This window comes from Bartonella sp. 11B, assembly GCF_002022625.1.
Taxonomy (GTDB): Bacteria; Pseudomonadota; Alphaproteobacteria; order Rhizobiales; family Rhizobiaceae; genus Bartonella; species Bartonella rochalimae.
Genome location: NZ_CP019783.1, coordinates 1443264 through 1461019, shown reverse-complemented (window position 1 = coordinate 1461019; position 17756 = coordinate 1443264). Strand labels below are relative to the sequence as shown.

21 protein-coding genes are annotated in these 17756 nt (G+C 35.0%); 10 read left to right on the top strand and 11 right to left on the bottom strand.

All coding sequences use genetic code 11. The annotated features are described in order from the left end of the window. Positions 1 to 195: 195 nt before the first annotated feature. The gene (locus Bho11B_RS06290; RefSeq protein WP_035006929.1) at positions 196 to 672 is read right to left on the bottom strand and encodes a tRNA (cytidine(34)-2'-O)-methyltransferase; all 477 of its coding nucleotides are present in this window, start codon (positions 670 to 672) and stop codon (positions 196 to 198) included. Positions 673 to 1754: 1082 nt separating this feature from the next. Between Bho11B_RS06290 and Bho11B_RS06285 the strand changes: the two genes are divergently transcribed. Beyond that, positions 1755 to 2201 (top strand): PRC-barrel domain-containing protein, encoded by a 447-nt coding sequence (locus Bho11B_RS06285; RefSeq protein ID WP_078673922.1) that lies wholly within the window; start codon positions 1755 to 1757, stop codon positions 2199 to 2201. A 135-nt stretch (positions 2202 to 2336) separates the two neighbouring features. Here Bho11B_RS06285 and ychF read toward each other — a convergent pair whose 3' ends face one another. After that, positions 2337 to 3440, bottom strand: a complete 1104-nt coding sequence (gene ychF / locus Bho11B_RS06280; RefSeq protein WP_078673921.1) for a redox-regulated ATPase YchF — start codon at positions 3438 to 3440, stop codon at positions 2337 to 2339. 256 nt (positions 3441 to 3696) lie between these two features. Here ychF and Bho11B_RS06275 point away from each other — a divergent pair, with 256 nt between their 5' ends. Further along, the gene (locus Bho11B_RS06275; protein ID WP_051668879.1) at positions 3697 to 4380 is read left to right on the top strand and encodes a L,D-transpeptidase; all 684 of its coding nucleotides are present in this window, start codon (positions 3697 to 3699) and stop codon (positions 4378 to 4380) included. A gap of 104 nt (positions 4381 to 4484) precedes the next feature. Here Bho11B_RS06275 and pth read toward each other — a convergent pair whose 3' ends face one another. Both pth and Bho11B_RS06265 read right to left on the bottom strand, forming a co-directional pair. Continuing rightward, positions 4485 to 5078 carry an aminoacyl-tRNA hydrolase gene (gene pth / locus Bho11B_RS06270; RefSeq protein ID WP_035006937.1) on the bottom strand — a complete coding sequence of 198 codons (594 nt, stop codon included), beginning with the start codon at positions 5076 to 5078 and terminating at the stop codon, positions 4485 to 4487. A 68-nt stretch (positions 5079 to 5146) separates the two neighbouring features. After that, complete coding sequence (locus Bho11B_RS06265) at positions 5147 to 5773, bottom strand: 50S ribosomal protein L25/general stress protein Ctc (RefSeq protein WP_035006939.1); 627 nt, start codon at positions 5771 to 5773, stop codon at positions 5147 to 5149. A 366-nt stretch (positions 5774 to 6139) separates the two neighbouring features. Between Bho11B_RS06265 and Bho11B_RS07405 the strand changes: the two genes are divergently transcribed. The 4 genes from Bho11B_RS07405 to Bho11B_RS07390 all read left to right on the top strand — a co-directional run bounded on the left by Bho11B_RS07405 (position 6140) and on the right by Bho11B_RS07390 (position 7103). Further along, positions 6140 to 6349: a hypothetical protein gene (locus Bho11B_RS07405; RefSeq protein WP_235692225.1), complete on the top strand. Its 210-nt coding sequence runs from the start codon at positions 6140 to 6142 to the stop codon at positions 6347 to 6349. A 106-nt stretch (positions 6350 to 6455) separates the two neighbouring features. After that, positions 6456 to 6659 (top strand): hypothetical protein, encoded by a 204-nt coding sequence (locus tag Bho11B_RS07400; RefSeq protein WP_235692226.1) that lies wholly within the window; start codon positions 6456 to 6458, stop codon positions 6657 to 6659. Between the two features lie 87 nt (positions 6660 to 6746). Beyond that, entirely contained in the window at positions 6747 to 6872 is a 126-nt protein-coding gene (locus tag Bho11B_RS07395) for a hypothetical protein (protein WP_257787863.1), read from the top strand. A gap of 39 nt (positions 6873 to 6911) precedes the next feature. Beyond that, complete coding sequence (locus tag Bho11B_RS07390) at positions 6912 to 7103, top strand: hypothetical protein (protein WP_335617743.1); 192 nt, start codon at positions 6912 to 6914, stop codon at positions 7101 to 7103. A 425-nt stretch (positions 7104 to 7528) separates the two neighbouring features. On the opposite strand, the gene Bho11B_RS06255 is transcribed toward Bho11B_RS07390, so the two are convergent. Next, positions 7529 to 8461, bottom strand: a complete 933-nt coding sequence (locus Bho11B_RS06255; RefSeq protein WP_035006940.1) for a ribose-phosphate pyrophosphokinase — start codon at positions 8459 to 8461, stop codon at positions 7529 to 7531. Between the two features lie 760 nt (positions 8462 to 9221). Between Bho11B_RS06255 and Bho11B_RS06250 the strand changes: the two genes are divergently transcribed. Continuing rightward, positions 9222 to 9692 (top strand): hypothetical protein, encoded by a 471-nt coding sequence (locus Bho11B_RS06250; RefSeq protein ID WP_078674168.1) that lies wholly within the window; start codon positions 9222 to 9224, stop codon positions 9690 to 9692. 329 nt (positions 9693 to 10021) lie between these two features. Here the strand turns inward: Bho11B_RS06250 and pgeF are convergent, their stop codons facing one another. From pgeF to lgt, 3 genes are all read right to left on the bottom strand, one after another. Continuing rightward, positions 10022 to 10795: a peptidoglycan editing factor PgeF gene (gene pgeF, locus Bho11B_RS06245; RefSeq protein ID WP_078673920.1), complete on the bottom strand. Its 774-nt coding sequence runs from the start codon at positions 10793 to 10795 to the stop codon at positions 10022 to 10024. Between the two features lie 64 nt (positions 10796 to 10859). Then, the gene (locus Bho11B_RS06240; protein ID WP_078673919.1) at positions 10860 to 11936 is read right to left on the bottom strand and encodes a class I SAM-dependent methyltransferase; all 1077 of its coding nucleotides are present in this window, start codon (positions 11934 to 11936) and stop codon (positions 10860 to 10862) included. Next, positions 11936 to 12793 carry a prolipoprotein diacylglyceryl transferase gene (gene lgt, locus Bho11B_RS06235; RefSeq protein ID WP_078673918.1) on the bottom strand — a complete coding sequence of 286 codons (858 nt, stop codon included), beginning with the start codon at positions 12791 to 12793 and terminating at the stop codon, positions 11936 to 11938. Before lgt ends, Bho11B_RS06240 begins: the two co-directional genes overlap by 1 nt. Positions 12794 to 13012: 219 nt before the next feature. Here lgt and Bho11B_RS06230 point away from each other — a divergent pair, with 219 nt between their 5' ends. Both Bho11B_RS06230 and Bho11B_RS06225 read left to right on the top strand, forming a co-directional pair. Continuing rightward, positions 13013 to 13285: an accessory factor UbiK family protein gene (locus tag Bho11B_RS06230; RefSeq protein ID WP_035006947.1), complete on the top strand. Its 273-nt coding sequence runs from the start codon at positions 13013 to 13015 to the stop codon at positions 13283 to 13285. Between the two features lie 377 nt (positions 13286 to 13662). Then, positions 13663 to 14163: a YbjN domain-containing protein gene (locus tag Bho11B_RS06225; protein ID WP_035007389.1), complete on the top strand. Its 501-nt coding sequence runs from the start codon at positions 13663 to 13665 to the stop codon at positions 14161 to 14163. Positions 14164 to 14214: 51 nt separating this feature from the next. On the opposite strand, the gene Bho11B_RS06220 is transcribed toward Bho11B_RS06225, so the two are convergent. Together Bho11B_RS06220 and Bho11B_RS06215 are read right to left on the bottom strand one after the other, a co-directional pair. Continuing rightward, on the bottom strand, positions 14215 to 15555 hold the full coding sequence (locus tag Bho11B_RS06220; protein ID WP_078673917.1) for a HAMP domain-containing sensor histidine kinase: 1341 nt from the start codon (positions 15553 to 15555) through the stop codon (positions 14215 to 14217). Positions 15556 to 15562: 7 nt separating this feature from the next. Next, on the bottom strand, positions 15563 to 16264 hold the full coding sequence (locus Bho11B_RS06215) for a response regulator (protein ID WP_078673916.1): 702 nt from the start codon (positions 16262 to 16264) through the stop codon (positions 15563 to 15565). Positions 16265 to 16420: 156 nt separating this feature from the next. On the opposite strand from Bho11B_RS06215, the gene Bho11B_RS06210 reads away from it, so the two are divergent. Continuing rightward, complete coding sequence (locus tag Bho11B_RS06210; protein WP_078673915.1) at positions 16421 to 17065, top strand: MBL fold metallo-hydrolase; 645 nt, start codon at positions 16421 to 16423, stop codon at positions 17063 to 17065. Between the two features lie 59 nt (positions 17066 to 17124). Here Bho11B_RS06210 and Bho11B_RS06205 read toward each other — a convergent pair whose 3' ends face one another. Continuing rightward, positions 17125 to 17661, bottom strand: a complete 537-nt coding sequence (locus Bho11B_RS06205; RefSeq protein ID WP_078673914.1) for a BA14K family protein — start codon at positions 17659 to 17661, stop codon at positions 17125 to 17127. Positions 17662 to 17756 lie beyond the last annotated feature (95 nt).

The window sequence follows — 17756 nt, the reverse complement described above, 5'->3', positions numbered from 1 at the left end:
TCGTAATGTAATTATTTGCAGCGTGAAAAATATGTTTTTGTTAATATCATTTCGTAAAGTTGTTTTAACAATAGGATAATTGAACTTAACAATTTTCATTTTTTCAATGTAATTTCTATCATCTGTTAAAAATTGTATCATTTGGTAAGATAACTTCTGTCATGAAGATTGGCCAGGCTGTAAGATTTAGTTTTATTATAAGGCTTGTCCTATTTCATTATAACCAATTTGACGAAGTGCCTCTCCTGTTACCATAGCGACGCTTATTGCAAGATTCAAAGAGCGTGCGTGTGGTAGCATGGGAATGGTTAATGCATAATCTGCTGCTTTATAAACATAATCAGGGACACCTGCTGATTCACGGCCAAAAAGTAAAACATCGTTTTTCTGATAATATATTTCTGTGTAATAGGTTTGTGCTTTTGTACTTAAGAGCAAAAGACGACGATTAAAGCGCTGCATGGTATCAATAAAACTCTGCCAATCAAGGTGACGTTCTAAGGAAGCGCGTTCAAGGTAATCCATACCTGCACGTTTAAGATTGCGATCGGATAGATTAAAGCCTGCAGGTTCAATAATGTGTACATGCAGACCAAAACAAGCGCTAAGGCGTAAGATTGTTCCTGTGTTACCGGCAATATCAGGTTGAAAAAGAGCGATGTGAAGTGTCATATTGAATATTTGTAAACTGATTTATAAAGAAGTCATTTATAGCGATAGTGATTTTAAAGAGATAGTTTTAATTTATTGATTCAATAGAATACAATCAGCATATATGAAAAGATTTTTTTGAAGGTTATTTTTATGTTTATGGCGCAAAAGAGGAGGAGATAAAAAATTGAAATCAGTAAAATTTATATGATACGAAAGTAGATAATTCATATTTTTTTCAAAGCTTTGCCAAAAATATCATGAATATAAAGAGAATATGTTTTTTCCTTTGTATGTGCCTCAAAAATAAGATTAGAATTTTTGGGGCCCTTTGGTATTTATGCTAAAGGGTCATTGTGGCCCGGGCTGGAAGCAATATGTGTTTGTTACGATGGGCTCAAATATATATCTTTTCACGATTTAAAGGTACTGGGTTATGATCAGGAATAGATTAAAGTTTTGTATGTAATATGAAAGAGGTGATGGTTCTCATCGAGAAGAAAAGTTTTTAAAGAAATCTGGTATTGTGTCAGATTATTTTCCTTTTCCTTTTGCTAATCCTAAAGAAGCCAAATTTATGTATAATGGTTGCTAAACCTCCTGGTTTATTATTGATGACACGGACGCGCTTTTTTCTTTATCATTCTTTGCTTTAATTATTGATGTTTGATCAGTTATAATTTTGATTATATTACAGCTCTTTAAACAGGGATATCATGAGACTTTAAAGGATAAAAAATTGCTAAAGGTTATTGGTATAATCCTTATTTTATTGTAGGGATATTTTGGCTTATGGTGTCTCCTTTAAAGAATATTCTTGTTTCTTATGAGAATGAAATAACAGAAGTGCATTATGGTGAGGTGTTTAATTTTTAATATGGGCTGCTGCTTCCCATATGGAAATTCGTAAGAAAGCTGGTTTTCGTATTATTTTTCATTATTTGGGAGTGCTTGTTTATAATATGAAAAGAAGAATTTGATCTGATCTAGTAAGGATTTAAAGAAAAATGAACACACAGAATAAGCTGTTTCAGAAACGCAGAGGGAACAAATTTTATAATGATGCATTGAGGATTTATAAAGTAAAAACGGAGAATTATAAAATGAAGAAAATTGTTTGCACTGCTTTCGTGTCAATTTTTATGGTTTCTGGTGCGTATGCTCAGTCTTTTACAACGACAACACCTTGTGAAAATGAAGTGATTTCATCAACAGGTATTGTACAGATTGGTTCAGATATTGCTGCGCGTTATATTACGCCTTCAGCAACTGATTTTGTTGCTTCAAGCCTTATTGGTGCTAATGTATACAATATGGAAGATGAAAATATTGGTGAAGTGAAAGATATTATTTTGCGTGAAAATAATGTCGAAGGAATTGTCATTGGTATTGGTGGTTTTCTTGGTATAGGAGAACGTTATATAGTTGTTTCTCCTGATACAATTCAGAAAACAAACGATTATGGTAAATGGAAATTTATTATCAATGCAACAAAAGATTCCTTAAAAGGCGCTCCAGAATTTAAATATGAAGGTTATTGGAATCGTTAATTTTGTCTTATCAGAAATAAAATAGCCGTTTATAACGCGGCTATTTTATTTGAAAGTTTTCTTAAAAACATAGAAAGAGTTGATACAAAGACGAATTTTATGGAGGATTAAGATTTAAGACTTTAAAGGAGTGTATTAAGTATTGTGCTTAAACAATATGATATCACCATCTTGCACAATATATTCTTTACCTTCATCGCGCGCTTTTCCTGCTTCTTTTGCTCCGTTTTCTCCACCAAAAGCAATATAATCTTCGTGGCTAATAGTTTGTGCACGAATGAAGCCACGTTCAAAATCTGAATGAATAACCCCAGCAGCTTGCGGTGCTTTTACTCCGCGCACAATTGTCCATGCTCGTGTTTCTTTAGGGCCACAAGTAAAGTAAGTAATGAGGTTAAGTAAATCATAGCCAGTGCGAATGAGTCTATTAAGCCCGGGTTCAGAAAGCCCTAAAGCCTTAAGATATTCTAACGCTTCTTCATCAGTAAGTTGGGCAATTTCAGCTTCAATGGAAGCGGCAATGACAATAGCTTGTGCATTCTGTGCTGTTGCCATTTTCTCAACTGCTTGGGTAAAGTCGTTACCATGAGCGGCCTCACTTTCACTGACATTGCAAACATAGAGAACGGGTTTTGATGTTAAAAGATTCAAACCATTAAGAATGCACCGTTCATCGGCAGAAATATCTTTAAGCATTAACCGTACAGGGTGTCCTGTTTGCAGCAATTTTAATGCAGCTTCCATGATAGGGAGAATAGCGAGCGCTTCTTTATCTTTTCCGGTTGCACGTTTGCGAATTTGTATGATTCGCCGTTCAAGACTTTCAAGATCTGAAAGCATAAGTTCTGTTTCAACGGTTGTAGCATCAGAAATAGGATCAATGCGTCCTTCTACATGTGTAATATTTTCATCTTGAAAACATCGTAAGACATGGATAATGGCATCAACTTCGCGAATATTCGCTAAAAATTTATTTCCTAAACCTTCACCTTTTGAAGCTCCACGTACAAGTCCCGCAATATCAACAAAACTAATACGTGTAGGAATTATTTCTTTTGATCCAGCGATAGAGGCGACTTTTTTCATCCGTAGATCTGGGACAGCAACTTCACCGGTATTAGGTTCAATCGTGCAAAAAGGATAATTGGCAGCTTGTGCTGCAGCTGTTTTTGTTAATGCATTAAAGAGAGTTGATTTCCCAACATTAGGTAATCCAACAATACCGCATTTAAAGCCCATAGATTCTCTTTCTTTGTTGATCGTAATTTATTTTTGTGGTCAAGATAAAGCTTTGTTAGTGTTTCTATAGCACGTTTTGAAAAGAGATCTAGTCTACAGTTGTTGTGATAGTATGAAAAAATAGACTGAATAATTGCATAATTTTTTTTTATATTACATTATTGAATAATGGTTGTACTCATAAATATTAACAGTGCATTAAGTTTTTCATAGTATGCAAAATTTTCGAAAATAAGTAATCGGAGAAAATATGAGATTGTTATCTCGTCGAACTTTTTTAATAGCAACGCCTTTGGCTTTGGCTGGATGTCTTACACGTCAATCAAATATGTCTATTTTTTCTCAACAGGACCAGTATATTCCACCGGAAATACTTGATTTATATGGGCCTGTAACAAATGAACCTTATTTTTTACCTGCAGTTAATCTTTCAATAATTGATCCAAAATTTTGGCGTCAACAAGTTAATTATCATACAGATTATTCTTCTGGTACATTAGTTGTAGATACTCAAGCATGTTTTCTTTATCTGATTGGTGAAAATGGCACAGCTTTACGTTATGGTATTGGTGTTGGCAAAGAAGGGTTGGCATTTACAGGTGTTGGAATTGTACAATATAAGCGCCGGTGGCCGCGTTGGGCTCCTACTAAGGCAATGATGGAGCGTGAACCAGAACGTTATGGACATTTAGGGCAGGGTATGCCTCCTGGTCCTGAGAATCCGTTAGGTGCACGAGCTTTTTATCTTTTCAAAAATGGGAAAGATACCCTTTTCCGTATTCATGGTTCACATGAAGCTTGGTCAATTGGTCGTGCTATTTCTAGTGGATGTATTCGTCTACTCAATCAAGATATTATTGATCTTTATAATCGTGTTCCTGATGGTTCACGTGTAGTGGTATTGCAGAATAGCGAAAATACATCAAGCGGGCTTATTTAATCATAATAAGTTATAAGATTTATTCGCTGAGTTTCATATTTCATTCAACTTTGATCCTTTCCTTCAGAGAAAAATATCAAAGGGTGTGAGTATGTCTTTTGTATTCAAGAAAGATGATGCTTTGTTGTAAATTTTTCCATTGCCAATGTAATTTTATTCATAAAACAATTATTGTTTCTTTTTATTAAGAGTTCCATGTTATTTGCGATTGCATCTAGTAAAGGGGTTAACCATTCTTGATCGGATTTTGTAAAATTTCCCAAAACATACTGGTTAACCAGCTCTTTGGGACCAGGATGTCCAATCCCTAAGCGTAGACGGCAGTAGTTGGTGCCGCAATGACTATCAATAGACTTTATACCGTTATGTCCATTACTTCCTCCTCCGATTTTTATTCTTATTTTACCAGGTGGTAAATCTAGTTCATCGTAAATGACAATAAGATTATTCAAGTCTAATTTATAAAACCGCAAGGCTTCGCCAATTGATTGACCAGACAAATTCATAAAAGTTTGCGGTTTTATAAGAATAATTTTTTCATCATTTATAAAGCCGTTTGAGATTTCAGCCTGAAATTTTTTTGACCATGGAGAAAATGAAAAGATTTGGTGAATAACATTAATAGCCATAAAACCAATATTATGGCGATTATTATTATAGTGAGAACCGGGGTTGCCAAGACCAGCAATGAGCAACATGTGCACCTCCGGTAAAGTATAAGAAAGCAAAAACTACTAAAAAGATAAGATCACATCTACTAAAGTTATTAGGTTTTTGCGTTGTTTTCATTGTTCTCTTGTTCTGAAGAATTATCGCTCGCACTTACGTTAGCAGGAGCAGCGATGGTAGCGATTGTAAAGTCTCTTTCCTGAATAACTGGTACGACACCTTTTGGTAATTGTACTGCAGAAATATGAATAGAATCACCAATGGAATAACTGGAAAGATCAATCTCAATTGCTTCAGGGATAGCATGTGCTAATGCTGTACATTCAATTTCATGGCGCACAATGTTTAAGACACCACCTCGTTTAATTCCTGGAGCTATGTCTTCATTAAGGAAGTGTACAGGAATGTGCACATGAACGATAGATTTTGCTGAAATGCGTAAGAAATCTACGTGTATAGGAAAGTCACGGACAGGATCAAGTTGATAATCTTTTGGTAAAACTTGAATTTTTTGTTGATCAATTTCAATCGTTGCAACAGTAGTACGAAATCCCCCAGCATGAATTTTATGGAAAATATCTTTATAGGGGACTGAAATTGCTAAAGGAGGCTGTTTATCACCATAAATAACAGCTGGAATAAGACCATTACGACGAAGTTCGCGGGAGGACCCCTTACCAACCCGCTCGCGTATTTCGGCTCTAAAAGTATAGCTTTTGCTCATAACTAAAGTCCTTTTTATATAATTTTTATATAATTGGAGAATCATGAAAACCAGTAGTGGTTTTTGCATGAATGCGAAGATATACGCTGTAAAACGGCGATTACCCCATTCTGTGTTGCCTCCAAGGGTGTCTACACAGAAGTTTGTTCTATAATTCAAACCATTTGGAGATGCAAGAGTTGAAGGAAAAATCCTTGGTTTCTACTTTTACAAAAGTATGCACGACAGATGCAGAATCAATATCAATTTTCAAAGATTGAATAATAGCTTTATGAAGGTTAAGATCATCTTAGGTGAAGTGCCAAAATGTAGCATGTTGCATAAATCAGTTTCAGTACTCCTTGATTTTGAGGAATTATTGACAGCATGTTTTTTGTACAAGATAGTTCTGATTCAGAACAATTACATCTTCCTCGATGTCTTCTTGAACAGAGTTCTTCATCAGCACAACAACGTGTTATTAATCCAGAAGGCGATTTTGTGACTTTGGCAAGTGAATTGAGCCGTATTATTATTGAATCTCAGCCGAAAGAAAAAAAATTGATACAAATTGCTCATCGTATTCGCCAATATTGAGTTTCGGTTGTGTTTAATCTTGAAGGTTTAGATATTGCACAACAGATGCATGCTGTTGGTCTTTTTCTTGAAGGTTTTTTTATATTGGATGTGATTATTGGTTTTTATGTTAGTTGTAATTGATGAGGCACAGTTATTTACTCACCCTTCAGCAGGAGAGGTTTCTGATGTCTTGCGTAAGATTTCGCTTAGTGCTGCTGTGATCAAGTTAATGTGCCAAGGACGTAAACGTGGTCTTGCTGATGTTATTGCTACACGACATTTAGCTAAGTTTGCAAAAAACGTGGCTGCTGAAGCATCAAATTTTTAAATTAAGACGCATTTTTTAGATATTGATATGATATGTGCCACTGATCCCTAGGAATGGAGTGCTGTTAGGCAAAAATATTGTGAGCTCTTGAGCCACTTTATTACTTTAGGATTCGCTTTATCACGGTGTTCTTTACCGGTTATTGTTGGTTCTGTTCAAACATCAGTATGTTCTTCTGGTCCGAATAATGACGTTTCCAACGGAAAGAACTAATGCAAAAAGCTTGTTTTTACTGCCTCATCTGAAAAAACGATGTCATATCATCGTTCACTAGAGCCTGTAAAAGAACAAAAAATTCGTGAAATATTAGAAGCGGTTGCGCACAAAAAACAAAAATTAATAAAGGAAGATAAAAGTTCTTCTCCAAAGATTTCGGTAACTAATTACGAAATGCAGAGAGAACATATCATTTGTGAAATGATGGATAATCCTGAAGCTGGTTAACGTTCAACAGCAATCCTTTATCAAGATTTTTTGATATGTTATCGTATTTGTAATGTATTAGAGCTTCTTCCTAATATTTTACAATTTCGTTGTAAATTGGCTTTCATTCAGGCTTCTATTAATGAAGAAGAAGCTGTAAGAGAAAGAGTGGAAGCATATTTTACATCTATCAAAAAGTTTCGAAGATAATGTTAAGGTGTATTTTTGCGTGTTGCGCGGCAGCAGTAACGCTAAAACTCTGCTCATCAGATGTAGTTTTTGCACATCTTTCTGGAATCCATTCTTGAAGTTGTGTACATCGTCTTTTAATTTATTTAAAGAGCGTGGGCTTATTGTTATTCATACTGCTTTTAGTGGTAAGCCTATGGTAGAGCTTTTTCTGGTTTCAATATAGAAATAGCATCAGGGGATCCAAAGGCACTCATTTAGCCAAATAGACTTGAAACGGATTGCTCTGCTGCTGTTCTTGCAATAGCTTCTCCGATTAAATCAGCAATTGGCAAGATACGCATATTATGGGCTTGTTTAATTGCTTTGGTTGGCATAATTGAATCAGTGATCACTAATTCTTTCATTTCTGAATTGGCGATGCGTTCTACAGCGTTGCCAGAAAGTACACCATGTGTAATATAAGCAGTGACGCTTTTTGCACCATGTTGTAAAAGGGCACTCGCTGCGTTACACAGGGTCCCACCTGAATCAACAATATCATCTAGTAAGAGACAATCTTTTCCAGTTACATCACCAATGATGTTCATTACTTCTGATTCACTTGGACGTTCCCGGCGTTTATCAACAATAGCAAGTAGACTGTTTAAACGCTTAGCTAAGGAGCGTGCACGCACCACGCCACCAACATCAGGTGAAACAACAATAACATTTTCAAGAGAGTAATGCATTTTAATATCACGAGCAATAACAGGAACAGCATAAAGATTATCTGTTGGAATATCAAAGAAACCTTGGATTTGTCCTGCATGAAGATCTAATGTTAAAACACGATGAGCACCTGCTTGAGTAATAAGATTAGCAACAAGTTTTGCCGAAATAGGAGTACGTGGCCCAGGTTTACGATCTTGGCGAGCATAACCAAAATAAGGTAGAACAGCTGTAATACGACGTGCTGAAGAACGACGAAGTGCATCAATCATAATAAGCAATTCCATTAAATGGTCATTCGCTGGATAGGATGAAGATTGCAAAACAAAGACATCTTTTCCACGTACGTTTTCATGCAATTCTACGAAAATCTCTTGATCAGCAAAGCGTTTTACAGTTGCTTTGCCTAGAGGAATACTTAAATAGTTTGCAACATCTTCAGCAAGACATGGATTAGAATTGCCGCAAAAAAGTTTCATAATAGAACCTCTGAATAATTATGATTGAATGTGAAATAAGTTTTAACTTTTTACTATCAGATTGCAAGTGAACAATTATAAAAGAATGCTAAATTAGCTATCATTATTTTACAATGAATGTAGTTCATTAATTTATCTGAAAGACTTACTGTTTGTAGAGTGTTTGTTAAAAATGATAAAAATAGCTAACAAGAAAAAAATTATTTGTAAAGTAATCAATGTTATGAGAAAAAATACTCTTTTGAAGAATTTTGATTATTCATTTTTTAAACAATCGATAAGCATCTTGGTGAATGAATAAAACTTATATCACAGATTGTTTTTATGTCGTTCTTTCTTGAGAAGATTGTAGAAATATAGTTATTTGTAAAATATCTGTTTTTTCAATAGAGCAGTATAAATCTCAAAAATACAATTGTTTAATATGAAATATATTTTCGTTTTTGTTCATTTATTTCTGAAATCAGGATAAAGCTCAAAAGCAATTTTGATATCCGGTTTTTCTAATTTTCTAAGTATATATTTATGCTTCTTCGTAAAATTTTGCATAAATCTTAATTTTTTGTGAAAGAGATTACTTGATGAGGCAATAAAAATTTATGAGAGGCTATCAGCTTACACTTGCGATGTGAATTTTCATATTAGCTATGTTGTAATTACAATAAGAACATTTTAAATAATATAAATGGCAAATTGCGAAAATACCTTTTTCTAGATATATTGTTAAAGAATTTCTAGATATCAAATGGGCCAATTATTTATGTGTAAAAAATATGAATTAACAGATGAAGAAATAGTGATTGGTTTTCATAAACTTTATCGTATTAGAGCTCTTAAAGATTTTGGAAATGTAAAGGTAAATGAGCTTGGTGGTTTTATTGAAGATGAACAGAATTTATCACATGAGAACGATTGTTGGGTTTGTGATAATGCTAAAGTTTTTGATAACGCTAAGGTTTTTGGTAATGCTAAGGTTTTTGGTAATGCTAAGGTTTTTGGTAATGCTAAGGTTTTTGGTAATGCTAAGGTTTTTGGTAATGCTAAGGTTTTTGGTAATGCTAAGGTTTTTGGTAATGCCAAAGTTATTGAGAATGCTCTAATTTATGATGAAGCCAGAGTTTTTAGCGATGTTAGAGTTTGTGGTGAAAACATTGTTGCTGGTAATACCATAATTTGGGGTAATGCTAATGTTTATAGCAGAACCAAGATCAGTCCCAGGGTTTCTCAATAATGGTCGAGTTCAAAAGATGTGTTTATAATGAATTAAGGTATTATGAAACTAATATTATACAGCAGTTTTGAGGTTAAAATTGTCTACTAAGAGCAGTTGAAATGAGAAGGTATAACTGCAGTAAGAAATTTGATTTAATAGCAATTGATAACTCTTAACACCGAAGGGTTTTTTGGAAAAATATAAGGTTATTTGCAAAGCTTTTAGAGTTTGTATGTAATATATAAAAAGAAAAAGTAAAAATAATAAAAGCTTATACATTTTATGGAATAGGAGCTTTTTTCTTATATTTTTTAGTGTTTCTTTACAGTAAAATACAATTTTTCTCTTTATTTTGTGAGCATAATGGCAGAAATTTGTCGCCCATCATCAGGCTCGTTACGATGTGTTGCACGTCGATAGGAGAAAAAACGCTTTTCATCTTGATAAGTACAAAGTTTTATACAGGAAGTAAGGATTCCGGCGTGCTCGAGTTTGTTTGTAATGAATGTCCATAAGTTAAACTTAAAGTGGTGTACTTTATCTGTTTTTGAAAAATATTTTTCGAACTCGTTATTGTGCTCAATAAATTGGTTATAAAATTCACTTGTTACTTCATAATGACATGGACCAATGCATGGTCCCAGTACTGCTATTATTGATTGCCGTTTGGCTCCTTGTTCTTCCATTACTGAGATTGTTTTTTCTAAAATTCCATTCAAGGCTCCCCTCCAACCAGCATGTGCAGCACCAATAACACCGGCTTGTGGATCAGAAAAAAGAATTGGTCCACAGTCTGCTGTAAGAACACCAATTGCTAATCCTTTTTTGGTTGTAACCAGAGCATCAGCTTTTGGAGGTTCTCCGATAAAAGCTTGATCAACAACGATAACTTCACAAGAATGTATTTGGTGAACAGTAATTAAATTTTGCACTTCAATATCAAAATAATGAGCGATTAAGATACGATTTTGCATAATATGTTCAGGATAATCGTTGGGGTTTTGTTTAACATTGAGGTTTTGATAAAAGTTTTTTGATACATCTTCTTGGCGTGTAAAAAAGCCATGTTTGATATTATGTGGGTGTAAATTGCAAAGATCTTGTGCAAGAATAGGCTCCATAAAAGCTCCTATATGATTATTTGAAACGGAAATGGTTTGCGAGTTAATTTGTTATTATTTGTGATTAAAAATAAGGTATTTGTATGTTTTTATCATTGATGTGAAGCACTTTAAAAAGCTTACCCATTTGTTTTGGATCAGTTAATCGTTTGATGTCTTCGTAAATTTTTTTCTTAATTATTGTGCTTTTGTTGATACTAAGCTTTTCTGCACGTTCAAGCACTCCCATTTTGATAAGAAAATTTCCTTGTTCTAGAATTTCAACAAAACAGCCTTGTTGAGCGGCGATTGTTTTCAAAGAAAAAAAATCAACATGTGATGTTAAATCATGTTCACCAGGAGCAGAAAAAATATCGCAGAATTTATGTCTTGAGATGGCTTGAAGTGTATCTCCAAATGCAAAATCAGACGCACCATAATCGATAAGTAAAGCAGAGCCTTGTGTTTGCATTAAACGGCTACTAATCTTTTGTGCCAATTGGTTTCGTGAGGGTCCGTATTCTAAAATTGTGCCATTAGGCATTTGAGCACATTGGGGTGGTAAGAAAGTAGAAGGAAACTTATGTATATCAGTGGTAAATGTAAAACCACCCTCTTTGTTAAGTGTAATACGACGCTCTTTCCATTCTCCATTGACTTTTATATATTGATTAATTGGAAGTGCATCGAAAAGCTCATTTGCAATGACAATAAGAGGTTTTAAAGGAATTTGTTCAAAATTTTCAACACTATAAATTTTTTTTTGGTGAGCGAAAAGACGTTTTTTTTGTTCTGTTGCAAGGCGTTGGCTTATTTCAATAAGAAAGATATCAGCAGCGTTGAATGCCGTTATACAAATTTTGCGAATAGTGCGTAAAATATCATCCATAAGAGTTCCACGTCCTGGGCCTATTTCAGCCAGGATAAACGGGTTAGGACAACCTTGAGCTTGCCAGCTCATAATGGCCCAAATGCCAATCATTTCTCCAAATAATTGACTTATTTCAGGTGCTGTGATGAAGTCACCAGCGCGTCCAAAGGGTTTTTGTTTTTGATAATAGCCAAATTGAGGATCAGTAAGAGCTAATGTCATATATTGGCTAACAGAGATTGGTCCATCGAGAATAATAATTTCTTTAATTCTCTCTTTTAGATTAGACATTATTTTGTAAACTTATATTTAAAAGCTTGAAGAAGTGCATAAAAACCGAAAAGAATCATCGGCAAAGATAAAGCCATACCATAGGTCAATCCAGTAGAGTGGAAGAGAGATGAAAACCATTCTGGATCCTCTTGAGGAGCACGGAAAATTTCTGAAATACTGCGTGCTATTCCATAGCTTATATTAAATATTCCAGTGATTATTCCAGGACGTTTTAATGCCTTAAAAGAAAAAATTGCAATGGCTAAAATGATAAAGAGAAGAAATCCTTCCATAAATGATTCATACAGTTGGCTAGGATGGCGTGGGAGATATTGAGGATCGTTATAAAAACAAACTGCCCAAGGAACAGTAGTCACATTCCCCCATAATTCTTGATTGATGAAATTGCATATCCGTACAATACCAATGCCAATGGGGACACCTGCGGCGATTGTATCAAACATTCCCCATACATTGATATTGTTTTTATAAGAAAACCAAATCATAGCAATGATTATACCTATAAATCCTCCATGAAATGACATACCGCCATTCCATATGGCAAGGATATCGATTGGATGATTGAGGTAATAAATAGGATCCCACACAAGCACCTGTCCTAAGCGGCCACCAACCACAATTCCAATAGTTCCTAACGTAACAAAATCACTTATTTGTTGGGGAGACATAGGCGCTTTATTTTTAGGCCACAGGGACTTTTTTTTAAGTAATTTTTGTGCGTACCACCAGGCAAACAAAATGCCTATAACATAACCAAGTCCGTACCAATGAAATGCTATTGGCCCTAAACGAATGATCACTGGATCAAGAAAGAGAGGAAAAGCAATAGCTTGGCAAAGAGGAAAATCATTCATGAGCAAGAGCTTTACATTTATGAAGTTATATGATTATCAAACCATGACAGATGAATACAAAATGGTCAAGTTAGGTCAGAGGTTTGTAGTTGTTATTGGCGGGAGTAAAAGAATACTGATCAATTAAGGTAATATCTATTAGAAAAACAAATACGATCTCTCGATATTATAAAATGTATTATAGTATGTCTATAAATAAAGAAAATTAAAGGAAAGCCTATGTATAATGGATCAAACCGTATTCTTGATGAGATAGCAAAATTAGCAACAGATGCAGCAGGTATTGCACAAGGTGTAAGGCGTGAAGCTGAAACTGCTGTTCTTTCACAGGTTGAAAGGATGATCAGTAAGCTTGATCTTGTTTCACGTGAAGAATTTTATGTTGTTAAGGAAATGGTTCTTAAACTCTACGCCGAAAATGCTGATTTGAAAAAACGTCTTGATAGTTTAGAAAAACAAAACAGAAAAAAAGTTAAAACGGATTCAGTTTAAGCAACTAATAGTCTTTAAAAAATAATCCCCAATTTTTCTATCCTGTGTATGAAGCATAAAAAATGCTTAGTCATGAGTCTGTTAGGGCAGATGAGCAATTTATTTTTAATTTATTTTTTACAAAAAATTATTTTTTTTTAATTAAGGGGCTAGCGCTACGAAATTGTATCAATACACTGAGGTTGTTTGATGATTCGTTTTTTCTGTATCAAGCTATAGTACCTTAGAAAATAGTATCATTTATTTTCTGATGTCATCTATTTACTGCGTTTTAATGTGTATTTATTTGCTGTGAAAGCTTTAACTGTGACGCGTATTGTTACGATGAGAGTTTTTTGCATTATATTGGTAACATTCTTAATTATTGAGGGTTGATGATGAGGCTGGCCATTAAAGCCACAGAAAGAAAAGAGCATCCTGTTGATTTTATTGAACAAATTGCTTATAAGTATGATTGGTCTTTTGAGCGAAATGTACAAGATGAAATTAGCGTTTGTGTAGAAGGAAAACGAGCTTGTTATAGCCTTTCTTTTTCATGGATAGAAGAGCAAGAGGCTCTTCATTTAGCTTGTGCATTTGATCTTTTTATTGAGAATACTCGTACAGCAGAGGTACAGCGTTTGTTGTTGGCAATTAATGAGAAATTGTTATTAGGACATTTTGATTATTGGCAAGGAAACAATTCGGTTATTTATCGGCAAGGTCTGCTTTTAGCAGGTGGCGTACACCCATCCCGTATACAAGTAGAGACATTATTGATTTATGCACTTAAAATTTGTGAAAGTCATTATGCTGCTTTTCAAATGGTTGCTTGGGCTGGTGAAAGCGCTCATAAGGCACTACAGTATGCTTTATTTGAGACCGTAGGGAATGCCTAAAGTCTTCGATGTATCCGCTCGTTATTCTTTAAAGAAGTTTTTCAATATATCTTATAGAGGAATATCTATAATAGCGCGCAAGCCTCCTAATGGACTATCATCTAATTGAATATTACCTCCGTGGCTACGTGCGATGTCTTGGGCAATAGAAAGACCAAGGCCTGTTCCACTTGCATCTTGATTTCGTGATTGATCAAGTCGAAAAAATGGCTTAAAAACTTCTGTACGCATGTCTTTTTGAATACCTGGTCCATCATCATCAATAGTAATAATAAAAGATTCTTGTCCGGATTTCGCCGTGAGTTGGATGGTATTTGCATAATAAAATGCATTTGATAGAAGATTACTGATCAAACGGGTAAAAGCATGTGGGCGTACTTGTATTTGTGAGGAGCCTTCAATAGTATACGAGAAGTTACATCGATGAAGATCAGCATTCGTAGAGAATTTTTGCATCAAGATACTTAAGTCAAGGATGCCAATATTTTCACTTCCTTCACCTCGTGCAAAAGCAAGATAACCTTCTAACATATTTTGCATATCGCTGACATCTTGCTCAAGTGGTTTAATATCAAAGTCATTACTTACTAATGCAAGCTGGAGTTTGAAACGTGTAAGAATGGTTCTGAGATCATGGCTTACACCTGAGAGCATCATAGTACGTTGTTCAATTTGGCGTTCAATCCGTTCACGCATACGTAAAAATGCAATACCAGCACGGCGTATTTCATCGGCTCCTTGTGGTTGAAATCCTTCTGGTAAAGGATGTCCACGTCCAAAACTTTCTGCGGCTTTTGCTAATTGTTGAATTGGTTTGATTTGATTACGTAAGAAGTAAATAGCTATTAACAGTAAAACAAGAGCTGTTCCTACCATCCAGCTTAAAAAAATACTGGTATTAGAGGCATAGGCTTGGCTGCGCATGGCAAAAACCCGCAAGATATTGTGATCAAGGTGGATACGAATTTCGACAAGATTAGAATCACCAACTGTATCAATCCAGAAGGGACGGTTAATTTGGCGCGTAATTTCTTCACTTAAAAAGTAATCAAGTATAGCAAAAAATGGTTTAGGTCCTGGAGGAGGAAGAGGATCAGGTGGGAGGAGAGAGATGTTTAATCCCATACGTTGTTGTGCAATACGCTTAATCTCTTCATAATTCTGCTGTTGTGGATATGTTTCAATTATATCGATAATAGCTGCAATGTCGTGGACAACGGTGGTTGAAAGACGTTCTGTTACCATTTGCCAATGGCGTTCCATGAAAACATAGCCAATGACTGTTTGTAAGAGTACCATAGGAGCGATAATAATGATCAAAGAACGCGCATAAAGCCGTTTGGGCATTTTCTTAGATAACCATCGCGCAATTTTTTTTGCAGGTTCGATCATCTCAGGCCTATTCAATTGAAAGCTTATAACCAATCCCTCTCACGGTTTGGATCCATATAGGAGTTGTTGGGTTGCTTTCGATTTTCCGACGAAGACGGTTAATTTGTACATCAATAGAACGTGCGCTATTGTTATCATCCATTGCAAATTTATGGCGTGGAATAGTTTCTCCTGCGTGTTCAGAAAAAATAACCATCATTTCTTGTTCTTTATCTGTCAGTTTAATAATTTTTCCTTCTTTTTTGAGTTCACGTCGTGAAATTGAAAAGATATAAGGGCCAAAAACAATTTGTTCAATTTTGGGTTGGGTAGAAAATGAGCCACGTCTCAAAATAGCATTAATGCGGAGTAAAAGCTCACGAGGATCAAAGGGTTTGGCAAGATAATCGTCTGCTCCCGCTTCTAATCCTTGAATACGATGATTTGTTTCTGATAAAGCTGTTAACATTAAAATAGGAACATTTTTTGTTTGACGGAGTGAATAGGTTAGATTAATGCCATTTTCACCAGGCATCATGATATCAACAATAAGAAGATCGAAATCTAAGCTTTTAAGTTGACGTTTAGCTTCATCAGAGTTGGCAGAGACTGAAACACGAAATCCATTTTTAATAAGAAATTGAGATAAAAGGCTGCGAATGCGGGTATCATCATCAATCACGAGAAGGTGGGGTGCATTATCACATAAAGTCTGAATGTGATCAGCCATATTTCAAACCTTTAACAAAATTCAGTTTACATAAATTGTACTTTACATAAGTTATATAAAGCTGTCGAGCAGACAATTTTTTGCTTTATAAAGACAGGAGAAATGTTATCTATAAACTAAAAGATTTTAAAATATTGAATTTTGAAAAGGATTCTAATGAGCGATTTCAGTGTGTATATTATTCCAGTTACGCCTTTTCAACAAAATTGCACTTTACTTTTTGATAATGAAAGTAAAAGAGGTGTTTTAGTTGATCCGGGGGGTGATTGGCCTAAGATACAACAAGCAATTCAAAAAAAAGGGGTTATTGTTGAAGCTATTTGGATAACACATGGTCATATTGATCATGTGGGAGCAGCCATGCAGGCTAAGGAGGCATTGGATATTCAAATTATTGGTTCACACCGTAATGACAAACCAGTAATGGACGATGTAAGAGAAAGAGCAAAAATCTATCACATGCCCGATGCGCGTGTTTGTATTCCTGATCAATGGTTAGAAGATGGAGATAGTGTTGATTGTGCAGGACATGTCTTCCAGGTTTTTCATACACCTGGCCATTCTCCTGGTCATGTTATTTATTTTAATGAAAAAAAGCGTTTTGCTTTATTAGGTGATGTGCTTTTTCGTGGTTCTATTGGACGCACTGATTTCCCATTATGTTCTCATGAAGAATTAATGAGATCAATTAAAGAAAAAGTTTTGTCATTAGGCGATAATGTCAGCTTTATTTGTGGACATGGACCAGGAAGTCAAATAGGTTATGAACGCCAACACAACCCTTTTCTTCAGGGAATTTAATAGTTTATCATACTCAAAAAAAAACCGCTTTAAAGCGGTTTTTTTAGTGTTATTGAAAATTACTGTACTGGAGCATAACAAACATGATCTAAGCCATCATGTCCTCGAAAAGTTCCTGTCCTCGGATTAAAGGAACGGTATGTCTTTTTACAATATTGATACCAACTTGTTGTATTTAACTGCTGTGAAGGCTGGTGTGTTACTGTTGATATCACTTGATAGTTTGCTTGATTTTGTGGTGGGGTTTGATAAACAACTTGTGGTTGTTCGGGCTCTTTTAAAGCATTTTTGATAATTATACCTGCTGTCAAAGCTAGAAGGCCTGCAGCAATAACACCACCTACATTATTACTACTGCTACTACTACCACGGCTTACATGATGTTCATAGAAGTTATGATGATGTTGCGTATGTTCGACACGCTCTGTTGATGTAGTAATTCGATCGTAATACTGGAAGGGACCACTGGTACTTACTTTTTGTGTACTAATTGTTTCTTTGTGTATTGTTTTGGCAGTAAGCACTGTCTCTAACGGTGCTGAAATGGCTACCGTTGATATTGCTGATAACATTAACAATTTAGCCAATTTAGTCATAGCAATACTCCTTAATACAAATTTATCTTAGTTTGCACTTTAAATGTTCTAACCTGAATGTAATCTGAACAGCGTTCAATTTTATTCTGATAGAG

Bases quoted from the DNA above. Each gene is read 5' to 3' on its own strand.
- pth (WP_035006937.1), bottom strand. From the start codon at position 5,078: ATGTTGCTCATTGCTGGTCTTGGCAACCCCGGTTCTCACTATAATAAT.
- Bho11B_RS06285 (WP_078673922.1), top strand. From the start codon at position 1,755: ATGAAGAAAATTGTTTGCACTGCTTTCGTGTCAATTTTTATGGTTTCT.
- Bho11B_RS06290 (WP_035006929.1), bottom strand. From the start codon at position 672: ATGACACTTCACATCGCTCTTTTTCAACCTGATATTGCCGGTAACACA.
- Bho11B_RS06250 (WP_078674168.1), top strand. From the start codon at position 9,222: ATGTGTAAAAAATATGAATTAACAGATGAAGAAATAGTGATTGGTTTT.
- Bho11B_RS06230 (WP_035006947.1), top strand. From the start codon at position 13,013: ATGTATAATGGATCAAACCGTATTCTTGATGAGATAGCAAAATTAGCA.
- pgeF (WP_078673920.1), bottom strand. From the start codon at position 10,795: ATGGAGCCTATTCTTGCACAAGATCTTTGCAATTTACACCCACATAAT.
- Bho11B_RS06205 (WP_078673914.1), bottom strand. From the start codon at position 17,661: ATGACTAAATTGGCTAAATTGTTAATGTTATCAGCAATATCAACGGTA.
- Bho11B_RS06210 (WP_078673915.1), top strand. From the start codon at position 16,421: ATGAGCGATTTCAGTGTGTATATTATTCCAGTTACGCCTTTTCAACAA.
- Bho11B_RS07390 (WP_335617743.1), top strand. From the start codon at position 6,912: ATGTCATATCATCGTTCACTAGAGCCTGTAAAAGAACAAAAAATTCGT.
- Bho11B_RS06220 (WP_078673917.1), bottom strand. From the start codon at position 15,555: ATGATCGAACCTGCAAAAAAAATTGCGCGATGGTTATCTAAGAAAATG.
- Bho11B_RS06265 (WP_035006939.1), bottom strand. From the start codon at position 5,773: ATGAGCAAAAGCTATACTTTTAGAGCCGAAATACGCGAGCGGGTTGGT.
- Bho11B_RS06225 (WP_035007389.1), top strand. From the start codon at position 13,663: ATGAGGCTGGCCATTAAAGCCACAGAAAGAAAAGAGCATCCTGTTGAT.
- Bho11B_RS07400 (WP_235692226.1), top strand. From the start codon at position 6,456: ATGTTAGTTGTAATTGATGAGGCACAGTTATTTACTCACCCTTCAGCA.
- ychF (WP_078673921.1), bottom strand. From the start codon at position 3,440: ATGGGCTTTAAATGCGGTATTGTTGGATTACCTAATGTTGGGAAATCA.
- lgt (WP_078673918.1), bottom strand. From the start codon at position 12,793: ATGAATGATTTTCCTCTTTGCCAAGCTATTGCTTTTCCTCTCTTTCTT.
- Bho11B_RS06255 (WP_035006940.1), bottom strand. From the start codon at position 8,461: ATGAAACTTTTTTGCGGCAATTCTAATCCATGTCTTGCTGAAGATGTT.
- Bho11B_RS06215 (WP_078673916.1), bottom strand. From the start codon at position 16,264: ATGGCTGATCACATTCAGACTTTATGTGATAATGCACCCCACCTTCTC.
- Bho11B_RS07405 (WP_235692225.1), top strand. From the start codon at position 6,140: ATGTTTTTTGTACAAGATAGTTCTGATTCAGAACAATTACATCTTCCT.
- Bho11B_RS06240 (WP_078673919.1), bottom strand. From the start codon at position 11,936: ATGTCTAATCTAAAAGAGAGAATTAAAGAAATTATTATTCTCGATGGA.